Origin of the sequence: Pseudomonas sp. ArH3a, from assembly GCF_022648765.1 — a bacterium.
Taxonomy (GTDB): Bacteria; Pseudomonadota; Gammaproteobacteria; order Pseudomonadales; family Pseudomonadaceae; genus Aquipseudomonas.
Map to the genome: position 1 here is coordinate 5,247,281 of NZ_CP080330.1, position 14,446 is coordinate 5,261,726.

At 59.9% G+C, this 14,446-nt stretch carries 11 protein-coding genes; 8 read left to right on the top strand and 3 right to left on the bottom strand.

Going from position 1 to position 14,446, the window contains the following annotated elements:
• Positions 1-171 precede the first annotated feature (171 nt).
• Complete coding sequence (locus tag K0P33_RS23960) at positions 172-990, top strand: pyruvate, water dikinase regulatory protein (protein WP_094949561.1); 819 nt, start codon at positions 172-174, stop codon at positions 988-990.
• Positions 991-1,089: 99 nt separating this feature from the next.
• Here K0P33_RS23960 and K0P33_RS23965 read toward each other — a convergent pair whose 3' ends face one another.
• Positions 1,090-2,514, bottom strand: a complete 1,425-nt coding sequence (locus K0P33_RS23965) for a PLP-dependent aminotransferase family protein (protein ID WP_094949634.1) — start codon at positions 2,512-2,514, stop codon at positions 1,090-1,092.
• A gap of 160 nt (positions 2,515-2,674) precedes the next feature.
• Between K0P33_RS23965 and K0P33_RS23970 the strand changes: the two genes are divergently transcribed.
• From K0P33_RS23970 to K0P33_RS23990, 5 genes are read left to right on the top strand one after another with little or no spacing between them, the layout of a single operon-like run.
• Positions 2,675-3,568: an EamA family transporter gene (locus K0P33_RS23970; RefSeq protein ID WP_176462902.1), complete on the top strand. Its 894-nt coding sequence runs from the start codon at positions 2,675-2,677 to the stop codon at positions 3,566-3,568.
• A gap of 35 nt (positions 3,569-3,603) precedes the next feature.
• Entirely contained in the window at positions 3,604-5,502 is a 1,899-nt protein-coding gene (gene moeB, locus K0P33_RS23975; protein ID WP_242151878.1) for a molybdopterin-synthase adenylyltransferase MoeB, read from the top strand.
• Positions 5,503-5,517: 15 nt separating this feature from the next.
• Entirely contained in the window at positions 5,518-6,432 is a 915-nt protein-coding gene (locus K0P33_RS23980; RefSeq protein ID WP_094949558.1) for a cysteine synthase family protein, read from the top strand.
• 37 nt (positions 6,433-6,469) lie between these two features.
• Positions 6,470-7,462, top strand: a complete 993-nt coding sequence (locus K0P33_RS23985; protein WP_094949557.1) for a serine O-acetyltransferase — start codon at positions 6,470-6,472, stop codon at positions 7,460-7,462.
• Between the two features lie 2 nt (positions 7,463-7,464).
• Complete coding sequence (locus K0P33_RS23990) at positions 7,465-8,193, top strand: alanyl-tRNA editing protein (protein WP_094949556.1); 729 nt, start codon at positions 7,465-7,467, stop codon at positions 8,191-8,193.
• A 69-nt stretch (positions 8,194-8,262) separates the two neighbouring features.
• Here the strand turns inward: K0P33_RS23990 and K0P33_RS23995 are convergent, their stop codons facing one another.
• Positions 8,263-9,261 carry a hypothetical protein gene (locus K0P33_RS23995; RefSeq protein ID WP_242151881.1) on the bottom strand — a complete coding sequence of 333 codons (999 nt, stop codon included), beginning with the start codon at positions 9,259-9,261 and terminating at the stop codon, positions 8,263-8,265.
• Between the two features lie 405 nt (positions 9,262-9,666).
• On the opposite strand from K0P33_RS23995, the gene K0P33_RS24000 reads away from it, so the two are divergent.
• Positions 9,667-11,412, top strand: a complete 1,746-nt coding sequence (locus tag K0P33_RS24000) for an ABC transporter permease subunit (protein ID WP_094949554.1) — start codon at positions 9,667-9,669, stop codon at positions 11,410-11,412.
• A gap of 14 nt (positions 11,413-11,426) precedes the next feature.
• Complete coding sequence (locus K0P33_RS24005) at positions 11,427-12,746, top strand: nitrate/sulfonate/bicarbonate ABC transporter ATP-binding protein (protein WP_094949553.1); 1,320 nt, start codon at positions 11,427-11,429, stop codon at positions 12,744-12,746.
• A gap of 149 nt (positions 12,747-12,895) precedes the next feature.
• Here the strand turns inward: K0P33_RS24005 and prpD are convergent, their stop codons facing one another.
• On the bottom strand, positions 12,896-14,380 hold the full coding sequence (gene prpD / locus K0P33_RS24010) for a 2-methylcitrate dehydratase (RefSeq protein ID WP_242151883.1): 1,485 nt from the start codon (positions 14,378-14,380) through the stop codon (positions 12,896-12,898).
• Positions 14,381-14,446: the final 66 nt, after the last annotated feature.

Genomic DNA, 14,446 nt, shown 5'->3' on the forward strand with positions numbered 1-14,446 from the left:
TCTCCACTTTCTGTGTTGGAAAAGCTCAGGACGCCGGCGGCTCAGTAGGAGCAAACGCCAGCGCTTGTGGCCTGGACCTGGAAAATAAGTGAGAATGCGGCCCACTGCGGGACGGCAAAATCGCGCCTATCATATCCAAGATTCGCCATCAGCTTAAGGCCTAGGGCTCAAATGAAACGATCTGCTTTCTTTATCTCCGACGGCACCGGCATCACAGCCGAAACATTGGGTCAGAGCCTGCTCGCACAGTTCGAAAACATTACCTTCGCCAAATTCACGCGGCCCTATATCGACAACGTGGATAAAGCGCGGGCCATGGTACAACAAATCAATCTGGCGGCTGAAAAAGACGGCTTTCGGCCGATCATTTTCGACACCATCGTCAATCAAGACATCCGTGAGATCCTTGCAACCTCCAATGGTTTCATGATCGACATTTTCTCCACGTTCCTGGCGCCGCTGGAACAGGAGCTGAGTGAACACTCCTCCTATTCCGTAGGAAAGTCCCATTCCATAGGGCACAACTCCAACTATATGGAGCGTATCGAGGCGGTGAACTTCGCCCTCGACAATGATGACGGCGCCCGCACTCACTACTACGACAAAGCCGATTTGATCCTGGTGGGCGTGTCCCGCTGCGGCAAGACGCCGACGTGCCTGTACATGGCCATGCAGTTCGGCATTCGCGCGGCCAACTACCCGCTGACCGAGGACGACATGGAACACCTGACGCTGCCGGCCGCCCTGCGCGCGCACCAGCACAAGCTGTTCGGCCTGACCATCGACCCGGACCGCCTCACCGCCATCCGTAACGAGCGCAAGCCCAACAGCCGCTATTCGAGCTACGCCCAGTGCGAGTTCGAAGTACGCGAGGTGGAAAATCTGTTCCGTCGCGAGAATATTGCGCACATCAATTCCACGCATTTTTCGGTGGAAGAGATTTCGGCGAAGATTTTGGTGGAGAAAGGTGTGGAGCGGCGCTTCAAATAAGCCAACGACTATGAATTTCCTGTGGCAAGCGGGCTGAGCAACTTATTTGTGGCCCGCGGGCTTGCCACGACAAGCCCGCTCGTCACAAAGAGCCGGCGTCTACAGGTGAAACCTGTCCCCACCCTGCCCCAACGCCGTCGCCAGCGCATCAAACCCCGCCCGCAACAACTGATCATCCCCCGACGTATTACAGATACTCGCCCGAATAAATTGCGGCACTGCCGTCTGTCCTACGGCAAACGCTTCGGCGGTGGCGATCAGGTAATTATTCTGCTTGAGCTCCGCCTCGATTTCCGACGCGCGCCAAGGCTCCGGTACTTCAATCCAGAAGTGCGGGCTATTAAGGTGAGTGCGGTATTCCAGGCCCGCCAACAGGTCCTGCACCAAGATTTTACGGCGGCTGATTTCGCTGATCTGCTGGCGTAGCAGGTACTCTGCCGTGCCGTTTTCGATCCACTGGGTCGCCAGTTCCAGGGTGACCGGCGTGGCCATCCAACAGGTCGAGCGCAAGGCCGCCGAAATGCGGCTGACCAGCGCCGGTGGCGCATGCACATAGCCCACCCGCAAGCCGGCGGACACTGCCTTGCTCAGGCTGCTGATCAAAATCGTACGCTCAGGCGCGAAATGGCTGAGGGGCGGCGGCCGGTCTTCTACCAATACGCCGTGGGCTTCATCCTCAAGAATCAGCAGGTTGTGCTCGCGGCACACTTTAACCAGGGCTTCCCGGCGCGCGACCGACAATACGGCCGTGGTCGGGTTCTGGATGGTAGGCGTGCAGTACAACGCCGACACCCGGTGATTACGACAGACTTCATCGAGCGCGCCCGGCAGCACGCCTTCGTCATCCATCTCCAGGCCGATCAGCCGCACGCCGAGCATGCGCGCAGCCGTGATCAGCCCAGGATAGGTAAGCTGCTCGGTCACCACCGTATCGCCCGCCCGCAGCAACGCCATCATCGCGCAGAGCAAGCCATGCTGGCCGCCATTGACGCAGATAACCTGCTCCGGAATCGGATGAAAATCACGCTGTACCAGCCATTGCGCCCCAGCCTCACGGTAGCGCGGCAACCCGGCATCCGGGGTGTAGGCGCTGATGTCCTGGAGGAACTTGGTATTGGTCGACAAGGTTTGGAAGCTCTGGGCCAGAAACACCGTCTCCAGCCCAGGAATATGCATGTTACGGCTCATGTCGAAGTAATGGCGTGGCTCCTCGCTGACGTTGCGAAAGCCTTCATCGCGTTGGCGCTCCATCCCACGCTTGCGCACGAATGTGCCGTCACCCACCCGCGCCACCACCAACCCCAGGCGTTCCAACTCACCGTAGGCGCGGCTGATGGTGCCAATGGTCACACCCAGATTGTCGGAAAGCACCCGGTGGGGCGGCAGTTTTCGTCCGGGTTCAATCAAGCCTTCGAGGATGCCCCGCTCCATCACATCGGACAGGCGCTTGTACTTCACGCCCTGACCGCTGGACAACCCCTCACGCATAATTGACACCATGTCAATATTTGTTTTGACAGTCATCATTCGCCCTAATAGTGTGCTTTTACGGGTTCAATCACCGAATGAAACAACTTAATACACAGTCAATATAGAGTTCAATTCCGGCTCAGGGAAGCAATAAACGATGCCAATGTCCGCCGTTCTTGAAAACACAACAAAAACAAAAACTCAGAAACAGTGGTTGGCCGGCTTGGTCACCAGCATGATGTTTCTTATCGTGTGCCTGAGTTGGGGTACCACGTGGCTGGGGATCAAGATCGCCGTCGAAAGCGTGCCACCGCTGACATCGGCGGGCCTGCGTTTCTTGATCGCCTTCCCGCTATTCCTGTGTTTTGCCCTGGTGCGACGCGAGCCGATTCTGTTCCCGCGAGAAAGCCGCTGGTTTTTCGTCTTCGTGACCCTTTCCTACTTCAGCGTTCCTTATTACCTGCTCAACTACGGCGAGATGCATGTCTCGTCCGGCCTGACTGCGCTGCTGTTCAGCTGCATGCCGGTGTTCATCCTGATCTTTTCCGCGCTGTTCCTGCGTGAGCGCATCTACTTTTCCCAGGTGGTCGGCATCGGCATCGGTTTCGGCAGCCTTTACATGATCATCAAGAGCCAGGGCCTGCACCTGGACCACGCCGAGTTCTTCGGAGTACTGGCGATTCTGACCGCCGCGATCATGCATGCCTTGTGCTATGTCATCACCAAGCAAAAAGGCAGCGCCATCAGCGTGATCACCTACAACACCCTGCCCATCGGCATTGCCGGGTTGATGCTGTTCGTGGCCGGCCTGTGGTTTGAAACGCCGACCTTCGAAAACATCACCCTGCGGTCCTGGAGCGCGTTGTTCTACCTGGGGCTGGTGGCATCGGTGGGCGGCTTTATCGTGTACTTCATGCTCCTCAAGCGCTTGAGCCCGATCATTCTGTCGTTCGTATTCATCATCTTCCCGGTGTTCGCGGTGATCATCGGCGCCTGGTACGAAGGCGTGGAAATTTCCCGCGACTTGATGCTGTACTCGGCCATCCTGCTGGCCGGTTTTGCGATCACCAAGTTGCCGGTTGAAAAACTCCTGGCCAAGAAAAATTGACCCTTTCACCCCTCACCCAGCAACGCGAGAGAAACATGGACGTCCTCCGCCCCGAAGCCCTGGAACAGATCTACGCCCACGCCAGCCGCAGCTACCCCGAGGAATGCTGTGGTTTTGTCTTCGCCGACGGCAGCGTGTACCTGGGCAGCAATATTCAGAACGAGCTGCACCGCAAGAACCCCGAGATGTACCCGCGCAGCGCGGCCAACGGCTACACCTTTTCCGTGGCTGACACCCTACTGATGAACAAGGCGTTTCGCAGTGAGAACCCGGTGGTGGTGATCTATCACTCGCACCCGGATGTGGGCGCCTATTTCAGTGACGAAGACCAGGACAAGGCACTGTTCCTGGGTGAGCCGATCTACCCCGTCAGCTATTTGGTGGTGGACGTTCGCCAGGGCCACGCCCTGGGCTCAAAGCTGTTTGCCTGGGATGGCAAGCATTTCGCTCCTCAACCCTTCAACGACCTGCACACGGAGTTGTCCATGAACGCTGTCTCTTTCCCCGATATTCTGGTTCGCGTGGCCAAGCTGCCGGAATCGACCCTTGAGAGCACCGGATCGACATTGCGCGAAGTCATTGAAAACCTCTGCAGCAGCCACCCACAGTTACGTGCCCATCTGTTTCACGAGAAGAACAACCAGCTCAAGGAACACTTCCTGTTCACTGCCGAGGAAGAACTGATCGGCGCCGACGAGCCCTTGCCGGCAAAGGCCAAAATCGAAGTGCTGCTCGCTACCTCCGGCGGCATGGACGTCGAGGGCTTAAGCAATGAAACGGCGCTTAGCAACGAAGCCGCCCTTAGCAACGAAGAGGTACAACGCTACGTACGCCACATCACCCTGCCAGGTGTCGGCCGCGAAGGTCAGTTGAACCTGAAAAAAGCCAAGGTATTGATCATCGGCACCGGCGGCCTGGGCTCGCCCATCAGCCTGTACCTGGCGGCGGCCGGCATCGGCACCCTGGGCCTGGTGGACTTTGATGTGGTGGAAAGCAGCAACCTGCAACGCCAGATCGTCCACGGCAACAGCACCCTGGGCATGCCCAAGGTCGAGTCCGCCAAGCAGCGCCTGCAAGACCTCAACCCGCACATCCAGATCAACGCGCACAACACCGCGCTCAATGCCGACAACGCCCTGGAATTGGTCGGCGCCTACGATCTGGTGATCGACGGCACCGACAATTTCGACACCCGTTATCGGGTCAACGACGCCTGCGTACAACTCGGCAAGCCCTTGGTATACGGCGCCATCTACCGCTTCGACGGGCAGATCAGCGTGCTCAACTATAAGGGTGGGCCGTGCTACCGCTGCCTGTTCCCATCAGCGCCGCCGGCCGAACTGGCGCCCAACTGCAGCGCCGGTGGCGTGATCGGCGTATTGCCGGGCGTGGTCGGGATGATCCAGGCCACCGAAGCCATCAAGTTGCTGATCGGTATTGGCGAGCCGTTGTCCGGTCGGCTGATGCGCTTTGATGCACTGGCGATGAAGTTCAGCGAAGTGCGCTTCAAGCGCCGTGCCGACTGCCCGTGCTGCTCGGAGCTGCGCCACAGCGAAACCGTGGCGCCAGCGGTCTGCGCCGATGCCATCCCGAGCCAACCTACCCTGGCCGAAGAACGCTACATCAAGCCCCGCGTGCTCAAGCAAGTGCTCGACCACCACCGCAGCGCCGACGTGTTGCTGGATGTGCGCGATGCCAGCGAACTGGAAGTGTGCAAATTGCCGGGCGTGGTGCATATCCCCCTGGCCGAACTGGATGGGCAACTCGACAGCCTCAGCCGCGACAACACCCACTACCTGATCTGCTACGCCGGCACCCGTGCCGAGCAAGCCGCAAGTACCTTACTGGCCGCCGGTTTTGCCAACACCAAGGTCCTGCAGGGTGGCATGAAACATTGGGTTCGCGACGTCGAACCCGACATGCCGTTGTACTGAGCCGAGGGCTGACCGATGTTGCATAACTCCATTCTCGACGTCATCGGCCATACGCCGATTGTGCGTCTGGCGCAGTTTTCCGAAGACCTCGGCATCGAGGTCTACGCCAAGCTGGAATCCCTCAACCCCGGAGGCAGCCACAAGGCGCGCATCGCTCTGGGCATGATCCTCGACGCCGAGCGCCGGGGCGTGTTGATGCGTGATTCCGGGCAAACCATCATCGAACCCAGCGGTGGCAACACCGGTATCGGCCTAGTGATGGCCGGTAACGTACTGGGCTACAAAGTGGTACTGGTGATCCCCGACAACTACAGCCCCGAAAAGCAGAAACTGCTGCGCCTGTACGGCGCCAAGGTGGTGCTGTCGGACAGCCGCCTGGGGAACAACTCCCACGGCGAAAAGTGCATGGAACTGCAGCTGGAAAACCCCAGCTACGTGATGCTCAACCAGCAACGCAACCGCGCCAACCCGCAAACCCACCGCGACACCACCGCACCGGAGATCCTCAGCGCCTTCGGTGAGCGGCGCGTGGACTACTTCGTCAGCGGCATCGGCACCGGCGGCCACATCACCGGGATAGGCGAAACCCTCAAGGCCGCCTGGCCGGCCATGCGCGTCATGGGCGTGGAGCCAGAGGAGTGCGACCTGCTGAAAGACCAGCACGCGCCGCACCATATCCAGGGCCTGTCGATTGGCTTGATCCCGAGCATTCTCAACGTGAACGTGATCGACGGCATGCTCAAGGTCTCGCGCCAGGCGTGCATCGACATGATGAAACGCATCATGCGTACCGACGCCATCAGCCTGGGCTTGTCCTCGGCCGCCAACATGGTCGCCATCGCCCAACTCGCCCCCGAACTGCCGCCCGAAACGGTGGTGTTGACCATGGTCTATGACAATGCTGACAGCTACCTGCCCAGTTTCGAATAACCGGTTTCCCAACCATCCAGAATGCGGGGGTGCCTCCATGGGAGGCTTTATCGACATGCAACAGCTGCACGATGAGTTGCTCACCCACCTCATCAAGACCCTGACGCCGGCGCAGATGAAGCAGTTGGAACCGCACTTGGCGCCGCTGATCCAGAACGCCGCCCAGGCGGTGGCTGAAGACTTGATCGCCTACGCCTATCGCGACCCGGCATCACGCGGGCGCGGCGAGTTGATCCTGGAATCCTACGCCTCGTTCAAGGCGGTGCTGTTTTACCGCCTCGCGCACTTGGTGTGGAATTTTCCTGACCAGACCAACGGCGTGTTTTCGCGCATCGCCCTCAAGCTCAGCAACCAGGGCAAAATCCATTCCGGCGCCGAGATTCACCCCGCAGCGCGTATCGGCCGGCGCTTTGTGCTGGACCATGGCTACGGCACGGTGATCGGCGAAACCTGCGAGATCGGCAACGACTGCTACATCCTCTGCGGCGTCACCCTCGGCGCCCGGGGCATTGCCAACAACCCGGACGGCAAACGCCACCCTCGCTTGGGCAACAATGTCGAAGTCGGCTCCGGCGCCCGGGTGCTGGGGTATGTGCTGATCGGCGACAACGTCTTTATCAGCCCCTCGTGTGTCATCACCCAGGACGTGCCGGCAGGCACCAAGGTCAAGGTAGTCAACCAGGTCCAGCTGCAGAAAAACGCCGAAACCGACCACAGCAACTACCTCGGCGCCTTCGCCCTGGATGAGCGTTTGCACGTAGTCGGCGAAGTCAGCGCCAGCCACAAGGTCACGGTGCTGGACGCCGACTTTCACCCTTTGAAGGGGCTGATGCTCGAACCCACGGTGAAAGAGCGCCACCACCTGCAATTTCGCCTGTGTCGCCTCGACATCGGCGAACAGCTGCCACGCCTGCCGCTGAACCTGAAAGTCTGCGGGCCGGAATTTGAAATCACCCTGCTCTCCCCCCCTGGCTTGAGCGCGATGGTGCGCCACCTGCTGCAAGCCAGCCCACTGATTGTCGGAGGTTGAACATGTCCGTGCACACCATGGAAACCCTGGCGCTGTTCGACAGCGCGCCCTACCAGAACGCCTTCAGCGCCCGGGTGATTGCCATCAGCGAACACGGCATCGCCCTAGAGCACACGCTGTTTTACCCCACCGGCGGCGGCCAGCCGGGAGACACCGGCTACCTCACCCTGGCCGATGGCACGCGTGTCGAGGTGGTCGGCACCGTGCGCGACCCGGTGCTGCGCTCAATCATCTGGCATCAGGTGGAACATTGCCCTGAGCAGTTGACCGCCGGGGTGCAGGTGGATGCGAGCCTGGACTGGGAGCGCCGCTACCAGCACATGAAGATGCACACCTGCCTGCACTTGCTGTGCTCGATCATTGATGCGCCCGTCACCGGCTGCAGCATCAGCGCGGACAAGGGTCGACTGGATTTCGACCTACCGGAAATGACCCTCGACAAAGACAGCATCACCCGCGACCTCAATGCATTGATCGAACAGGCCCACGCAGTAAAAACGCTGTCGATGCCGGCCTCGGAGTATTCAACCCTGTTGCAGATCACGCGCACCCAGGCAGTTGCACCGCCGGTGATCCAAGGCTCGGTACGGGTGATCGACATTACCGGGATTGATATCCAACCCTGCGGCGGCACCCATGTGATCAATACCGAGGAAATCGGCCGAGTGTTCTGCGAGAAGATCGAGAAGAAGAGCAAACACAACCGCCGGGTGATTCTGCGGTTTGAGTGAAAGCTTGATGCCAGCACGCTCAAGCATGGGGAGGGTGCCCCATGCTGGCTGATGCGATGCCAAGCCCTACTACTTCTGCTCGCTGATTTTCTTACTCAACGCCTTGATCTGCTCTTGGAGCTGCGAAACCACTGCTTTGAACTGAACGTCCATCTGATCAAGCCCGGCCTGAAGCTGTACGTTCTCCTGCATGAGTTCTTCAATACCGCGAGGAGCAGACGCTTCTGGCTCATTGCTCGGGGCCTGCGTTTCGTCAGTCGCGGGCGCCGATGCGTCATCAGTCGCGGGCGACGGTGCGTCATCAGTCGCGGGCGACGGTGCGTCATCAGTTGCGGGCGACGGTGCGTCATCAGGCGTGGCCGCCAGTGGTTGGGGTGAAGAGTCAGCCTCAACGGTATCCTGCGGCCCAGAAGGTGGCGGGGTTTGAGCAGTGCCAAGCGTATCGATGCGTTGAGTCAACGTCTGGATTTGCTCTTGCAGTTGTTGAATCGCCGTCTTGAGTTCCCCAAACAAACTTAAAATGTCCTTGCGAAACTCTTTGATCTCACGGTTCAACTCTTCAAGGCTCTGACCCTGGCCAGGCTCAGTACCTGATGCGTCTTGCGTGGACGGCAAATCGTTTGATGGCGCAACGCCCTGTTCACCTGCGGAACGGTTCTGCAGCGTGCCGCCAGGCTCATTTGAGGTGCCCTGAGTGGCTTTGTCTGGCGTATTGAGTTGCTGAGTCAGGTCGACGACTTGCTTTTGAAGGTTCTGGATCTGCGGCCTGACCTCGGCGGAAAACCCCTGAAGCTTGGCACGAAGCTCGTTATTTTTTTGAGTCAGCGCTGCTAACTGGCCTGCTGAACCTGCGCCCTGTGACTGCTGCGAGTGAACGATTCTGTTGCGACTCGAAAACGGACCACGCTGTTCGGGCGTCATTGGGGCACGGGGAGGTGCCGAATCGGCCGGGGTGCCGTACTGTCCAGATGCGTTGGCGCTGTCTTGGTAGCGGATGGGCGCCGGGTTTTTTTGCGGTTCTTCATAGCCAACGGTGTAGGGGGCTGGCCGAGTGTTTACGCTAGTCATAGTTACCTTCCCAGATTCAGGTATTGAATTCGCAATTGCCGATTACCAGAGGCCTGCAGTTGCAAGCCATCTGCTTACCTGATTGGCATATATCTGAAAGAGGGTTCCGAGGCTGTAGGAAGTGTGAGTAGCTATTTGTTTCATAGGCAAAAAAACGGCTATGTCTGGCGGCTTGCGTAACGGGCGCGCAGCTGAAGCACCCACGCCTTAGACGCAGTTCGTACAGGGAACTGACAGCAAATTTATGTGCTTGTAACATTCAGAAACGTACAATCCCGCCAGCAACGCCGCGTTGCCCCTGACTCACGAAAACAGCGCCCATCCTTCTCGGTGGGGCATTCGTGCGGCAGCTAAGCTCACTCCCCACCACGCCCCTGAACCTGAACGCTGCAGGACTGACTGCCTATGAACAGAGTGTTCCGTCACTATTTACCGGCGTCCACGCTGCGCTTGCTGCCCAACCGCTGGGACTTGGTCGCCCTGCCCCTGGTGATCGGCTTTCTACTGTTTTTTTCCATCACCGCCCGCGAGACCTGGGCGCCTATCGCCACCTTGCAAAGTGAAGTCATTTCCCTCGACCCGGCCAACCTGCCGGAGTACGCGATGCGCACCACGTTGCGCATGCTCGCGGCGATGGTCGCGGCGCTGATCTTTACGCTGTTGTACGGCACCCTGGCGGCCAAAAGCCGGCGCGCCGAGAAGCTGCTGGTGCCGGTGCTCGACATCCTGCAATCAGTGCCGGTGCTGGGTTACATCTCCTTTACTGTGACGTTTTTCCTGCTGCTGTTTCCCGGGCGTGTATTGGGCGCCGAGTTCGCGGCGATCTTTGCGATTTTTACCAGCCAGGCCTGGAACATGACGTTCAGCTTCTACCAGTCGCTGCGCATGCTGCCCCATGACCTGGTGGAAGTGTCGACCAACCTGCGCCTCTCCGGTTGGCAAAAGTTCTGGAAGCTCGACGTGCCGTTCGCCATGCCTGGGCTGGTGTGGAACATGATGATGAGCATGTCCGGCGGCTGGTTTTTTGTGGTCGCCTCCGAAGCCATCACCGTCGGCGACAAGACCATCACCTTGCCGGGCGTGGGTTCGTACCTGGCCCTGGCGATTGCCCAGAAAGACCTGCACGCCGTGGGGTATGTGATTCTGGCGATGGTGGTGGTGATCCTGCTGTACGACCAGTTCCTGTTTCGCCCCTTGGTGGCCTGGGCGGACAAATTCCGCATGGAAAACACCGCCTCCCAGGGCGCCGCGCCGCAGTCTTGGGTGCTGAACCTGATCCAACGCACGCGCGTGGTCCAGCGCATCCTGCGCCCGATCACGCGCGCCATCAGCCGCCTCGGCAACAAACGCTTCAGCCTCGCGGGCGGTGCACTCAAGGCGCTGCCGGCGCAAACACCGGCAACCTCGAAAGTGATCGATTGGGTGTGGGGCACACTGATTGCGCTGATGGCCGCCTATGCGCTGTACCACATCGTGCTGTACGTCGGCACCGAGGTGACCTTCGCCGAGGTCGGCCATGTGTTTGTACTGGGCTTGATCACGCTGCTGCGGGTCACCGGGTTGATCCTGATCGCTTCGCTGATCTGGGTGCCTTTGGGTGTAATGATCGGTTTGCGCCCAAGCCTTGCGGAAAAAATCCAGCCGCTGGCGCAGTTCCTTGCCGCGTTCCCGGCGAACCTGCTGTTCCCGGTGTTCGTCATCGTGATCCTGCACTACAAGCTCAACCCCGACATCTGGCTGAGCCCGCTGATCGTGCTGGGCACCCAGTGGTACATCCTGTTCAACGTGATCGCCGGGGCCAGCGCGTTCCCGAATGACTTCAAGGAAGCCGCCGCCAACTTCCGCATTCGCGGCTGGCTGTGGTGGCGCAAGGTGATGCTGCCGGGGATCTTCCCCTACTACGTCACCGGTGCCATTACCGCCTCGGGCGGCGCGTGGAACGCCAGTATCGTTTCCGAGTACGTGTCTTGGGGCCAGGACAACGTGGTCGCCCACGGGTTGGGTGCCTACATCGCACAGACCACCGCCGCCGGCGACTTCCCCAAGATCGCCTTGGGCGTGGTGGTGATGTCGATCTTCGTGGTGGCCTTCAACCGCGCCGTGTGGCGGCCGATGTACGCCTTGGCTGAAAACAAACTTCGTCTGAATTGATGGGATTCGCTGTGATGAATACCTCTACCGAACACGCTGCTGATACGCCGAAAATCTACTCGCTGAAAAACGTCAACCGCGTCTTCGGCAAAGGCAAAGACGAACTGCAAGTGCTCAGCGGCGTGGACTTGAGCCTGCACGAAGGCGAGATCGTCGGCATGCTCGGCCGCTCCGGCTCAGGCAAGTCCACGCTGTTGCGCATCATCGCCGGGCTGATTCAGCCGTCGTCGGGCGAAGTCCTCTATAACGGCGTGCCATTGCACGGCCCGGCCGAAGGCGTGGCCATGGTGTTCCAGACCTTTGCGCTGTTCCCCTGGCTGACCGTGCTGGAAAACGTCGAAGCCGGCCTGCAAGCCTTGCAGGTCGAACGCAAGGAAAGCCGCCGACGCGCCCTGGCCGCCATCGACCTGATCGGCCTGGACGGCTTTGAAAACGCCTACCCGCGTGAGTTGTCCGGCGGCATGCGCCAGCGCGTGGGGTTTGCCCGCGGCTTGGTGGTGAACCCGACCTTGCTGCTGATGGACGAACCCTTCTCCGCCCTGGACGTGCTCACCGCCGAAACCCTGCGTACCGACTTGCTGGATTTGTGGAGCGGCAAACAGCTGCCGATCAAGTCCATCCTGATCGTGACCCACAACATCGAAGAAGCGGTGCTGATGTGCGACCGCATCCTGGTGTTGTCGTCCAACCCCGGCCGTGTGGTCGCCGAAATCAAAGTGCCGTTCGCGCACCCGCGCAACCGCCTGGACCCGACCTTCCGGCAAATGGTCGATGACATCTATGCGCTGATGACCGACCGGCGCAGCGCAGATGCCAAAGGCATACCCGAGTTGAAAATGGGCAGCCTGCTGCCGGAAGTGTCCACCAACCTGATGGCCGGCCTGATCGAAACCCTGGCCGCCGAGCCTTACAACGGCCACGCCGGTTTGCCGACGGTTGCCGAACGGCGCCTGCTGGAAGTAGACGACCTGTTCCCAGTGGCGGAGATGCTTGAGCATTTGGGGTTTGCCGAACTCAAGGGCGCCGACATCACCCTCACCGACGCCGGCAAGCTGTTCGCCGACTACGGCACCCAGGAACGCAAAACCCTGTTTGCCGAGCACTTGATCCGGCACGTGCCGTTGGCCGCGCGCATTCATCACGTGCTGCTGGAACGCAGCGGGCATCGGGCGCCACGGGTGCGCTTCGAGCAGGAATTGGAAGACTCGATGACCGAAGCTTTTGTGGAAAAAACCCTGGAAAGCGTGGTGGCGTGGGGGCGGTATGCGGAGATTTTTTCGTATGACGACCACACCGAGACGTTTAGCCTGGATGATGTGGAAGGCAGTATGTAATTACCTGAGGCCACCACCCATCCAAAGGTGGGAACAGGCTTGTGTGGGAGCGGGCTTGCTCGCGAATGCCGTGTGTCAGTGACAGATGAATTGCCTGACACTCCGCTTTCGCGAGCAAGCCCGCTCCCACATTAGTTTTGTAGTGCCTTCTAAATAACGAACAGATCTACAAACCGGTTAACCGGCGTGGCCTCAAGCCGCGCCTGATCCTTGCACAACGCAAAAATCTCCCCACTGCGCTGCGCGGTAAACCGCGTGGCCAGGTTGGCCTTGAACTTGTCTTCCAGCAACGGAATGCCGTCCACCCGACGCCGACGATGCCCAATCGGGTACTCCACCGCGACCTGCTCGGTGTGAGTGCCATCCTTGAAAAACACCTGCACCGCGTTGGCGATAGAGCGCTTGTCCGCCTCCAGATATTCGCGGCTGTAGCGCGGGTCTTCGACGATGACCATCTTGTCGCGCAACTCATCAATGATCGGATACGCGGCGTGGAATTCATCCTCGTACTGCTCGGCCACCAGATTGCCAAAGGCCAGCGGTACGGCGGTCATGTATTGCAGGCAGTGGTCGCGGTCGGCGGCGTTGGCCAGTGGCCCGACCTTGGAAATGATGCGAATCGCCGACTCGTGGGTGGTGATCTCGATGCGATCGATGTCAGCCAGGCGATCTTTGACCTGTGGGTGCAACGTCACCGCCGCTTCGCAGGCGGTTTGTGCATGGAACTCGGCGGGAAAGCTGATCTTGAACAGCACGTTTTCCATCACGTAGGTGCCGTAGGGCTGGGACAGGCTGAACGCGCGTTTGTCTTCAGGCTTGAGCGCCAGGTCCTTGTTGGTGTGGCTGAACAGCACGTCGTAGAAACCCCACTGCGGCGCGCTCAACACACCAGGAATGCCCATCTCGCCGCGCAGGGCGATATCCGCGAGGCGCACGCCACGGCTGGATACATCGCCTGCCGCCCAGGATTTGCGCGAGCCGGCGTTCGGCGCATGCCGATAAGTACGCAGTGCCTGGCCATCGACGAACGCGTGGGACAACGCAGCCAGCAACTGCTCGCGGTTGGCGCCCATCAGCTTGGCCGTGACCGCCGTGGAGGCGACTTTCACCAGCAGCACATGGTCAAGGCCGACGCGATTGAAGGCGTTTTCCAGGGCAATCACACCTTGGATTTCGTGGGCCATGATCATCGCTTCCAGCACCGCGCGCACGGTCAGCGGCGCGTCGCCATTGGCCACGCGCTTTTGCGAAAGATGATCAGCCACGGCGAGGATGCCACCGAGGTTATCCGAAGGGTGACCCCATTCGGCGGCGAGCCAGGTGTCGTTGTAGTCGAGCCAACGCACAATGCAGCCGATGTCCCACGCGGCTTTGACCGGGTCCAGGCGGAACGAGGTACCGGGCACGCGCGCGCCGAACGGGACGACGGTGCCCTCGACGATCGGCCCCAGGTGCTTGGTGCACTCCGGGAAACGCAGGGCCAGCAGGCCACAGCCGAGGGTGTCCATCAGGCAGTTGCGGGCAGTGTCCAAGGCGTCCCGGGACTCGATGCGGTAATTGAGGACGTAATCGGCGATGTCCTGCAGGACCTGGTCGTAGTCGGGGCGGTTGTTCTGGTCGACGTTGGCGCTCATGGCAGTTCTCCAAACAGTTAGGGGTTGTTCCATCCTCAGGGTCAGGGTTGATCGTGGTGTGGCAGG

What these genes read in the sequence shown, in the direction of transcription:
- K0P33_RS23985 (WP_094949557.1), top strand. Translation starts at nt 6,470, where the DNA reads ATGGGAGGCTTTATCGACATGCAACAGCTGCACGATGAGTTGCTCACC.
- K0P33_RS23980 (WP_094949558.1), top strand. Translation starts at nt 5,518, where the DNA reads ATGTTGCATAACTCCATTCTCGACGTCATCGGCCATACGCCGATTGTG.
- K0P33_RS23960 (WP_094949561.1), top strand. Translation starts at nt 172, where the DNA reads ATGAAACGATCTGCTTTCTTTATCTCCGACGGCACCGGCATCACAGCC.
- K0P33_RS23990 (WP_094949556.1), top strand. Translation starts at nt 7,465, where the DNA reads ATGTCCGTGCACACCATGGAAACCCTGGCGCTGTTCGACAGCGCGCCC.
- moeB (WP_242151878.1), top strand. Translation starts at nt 3,604, where the DNA reads ATGGACGTCCTCCGCCCCGAAGCCCTGGAACAGATCTACGCCCACGCC.
- K0P33_RS23995 (WP_242151881.1), bottom strand. Translation starts at nt 9,261, where the DNA reads ATGACTAGCGTAAACACTCGGCCAGCCCCCTACACCGTTGGCTATGAA.
- K0P33_RS24000 (WP_094949554.1), top strand. Translation starts at nt 9,667, where the DNA reads ATGAACAGAGTGTTCCGTCACTATTTACCGGCGTCCACGCTGCGCTTG.
- K0P33_RS23965 (WP_094949634.1), bottom strand. Translation starts at nt 2,514, where the DNA reads ATGACTGTCAAAACAAATATTGACATGGTGTCAATTATGCGTGAGGGG.
- K0P33_RS24005 (WP_094949553.1), top strand. Translation starts at nt 11,427, where the DNA reads ATGAATACCTCTACCGAACACGCTGCTGATACGCCGAAAATCTACTCG.
- prpD (WP_242151883.1), bottom strand. Translation starts at nt 14,380, where the DNA reads ATGAGCGCCAACGTCGACCAGAACAACCGCCCCGACTACGACCAGGTC.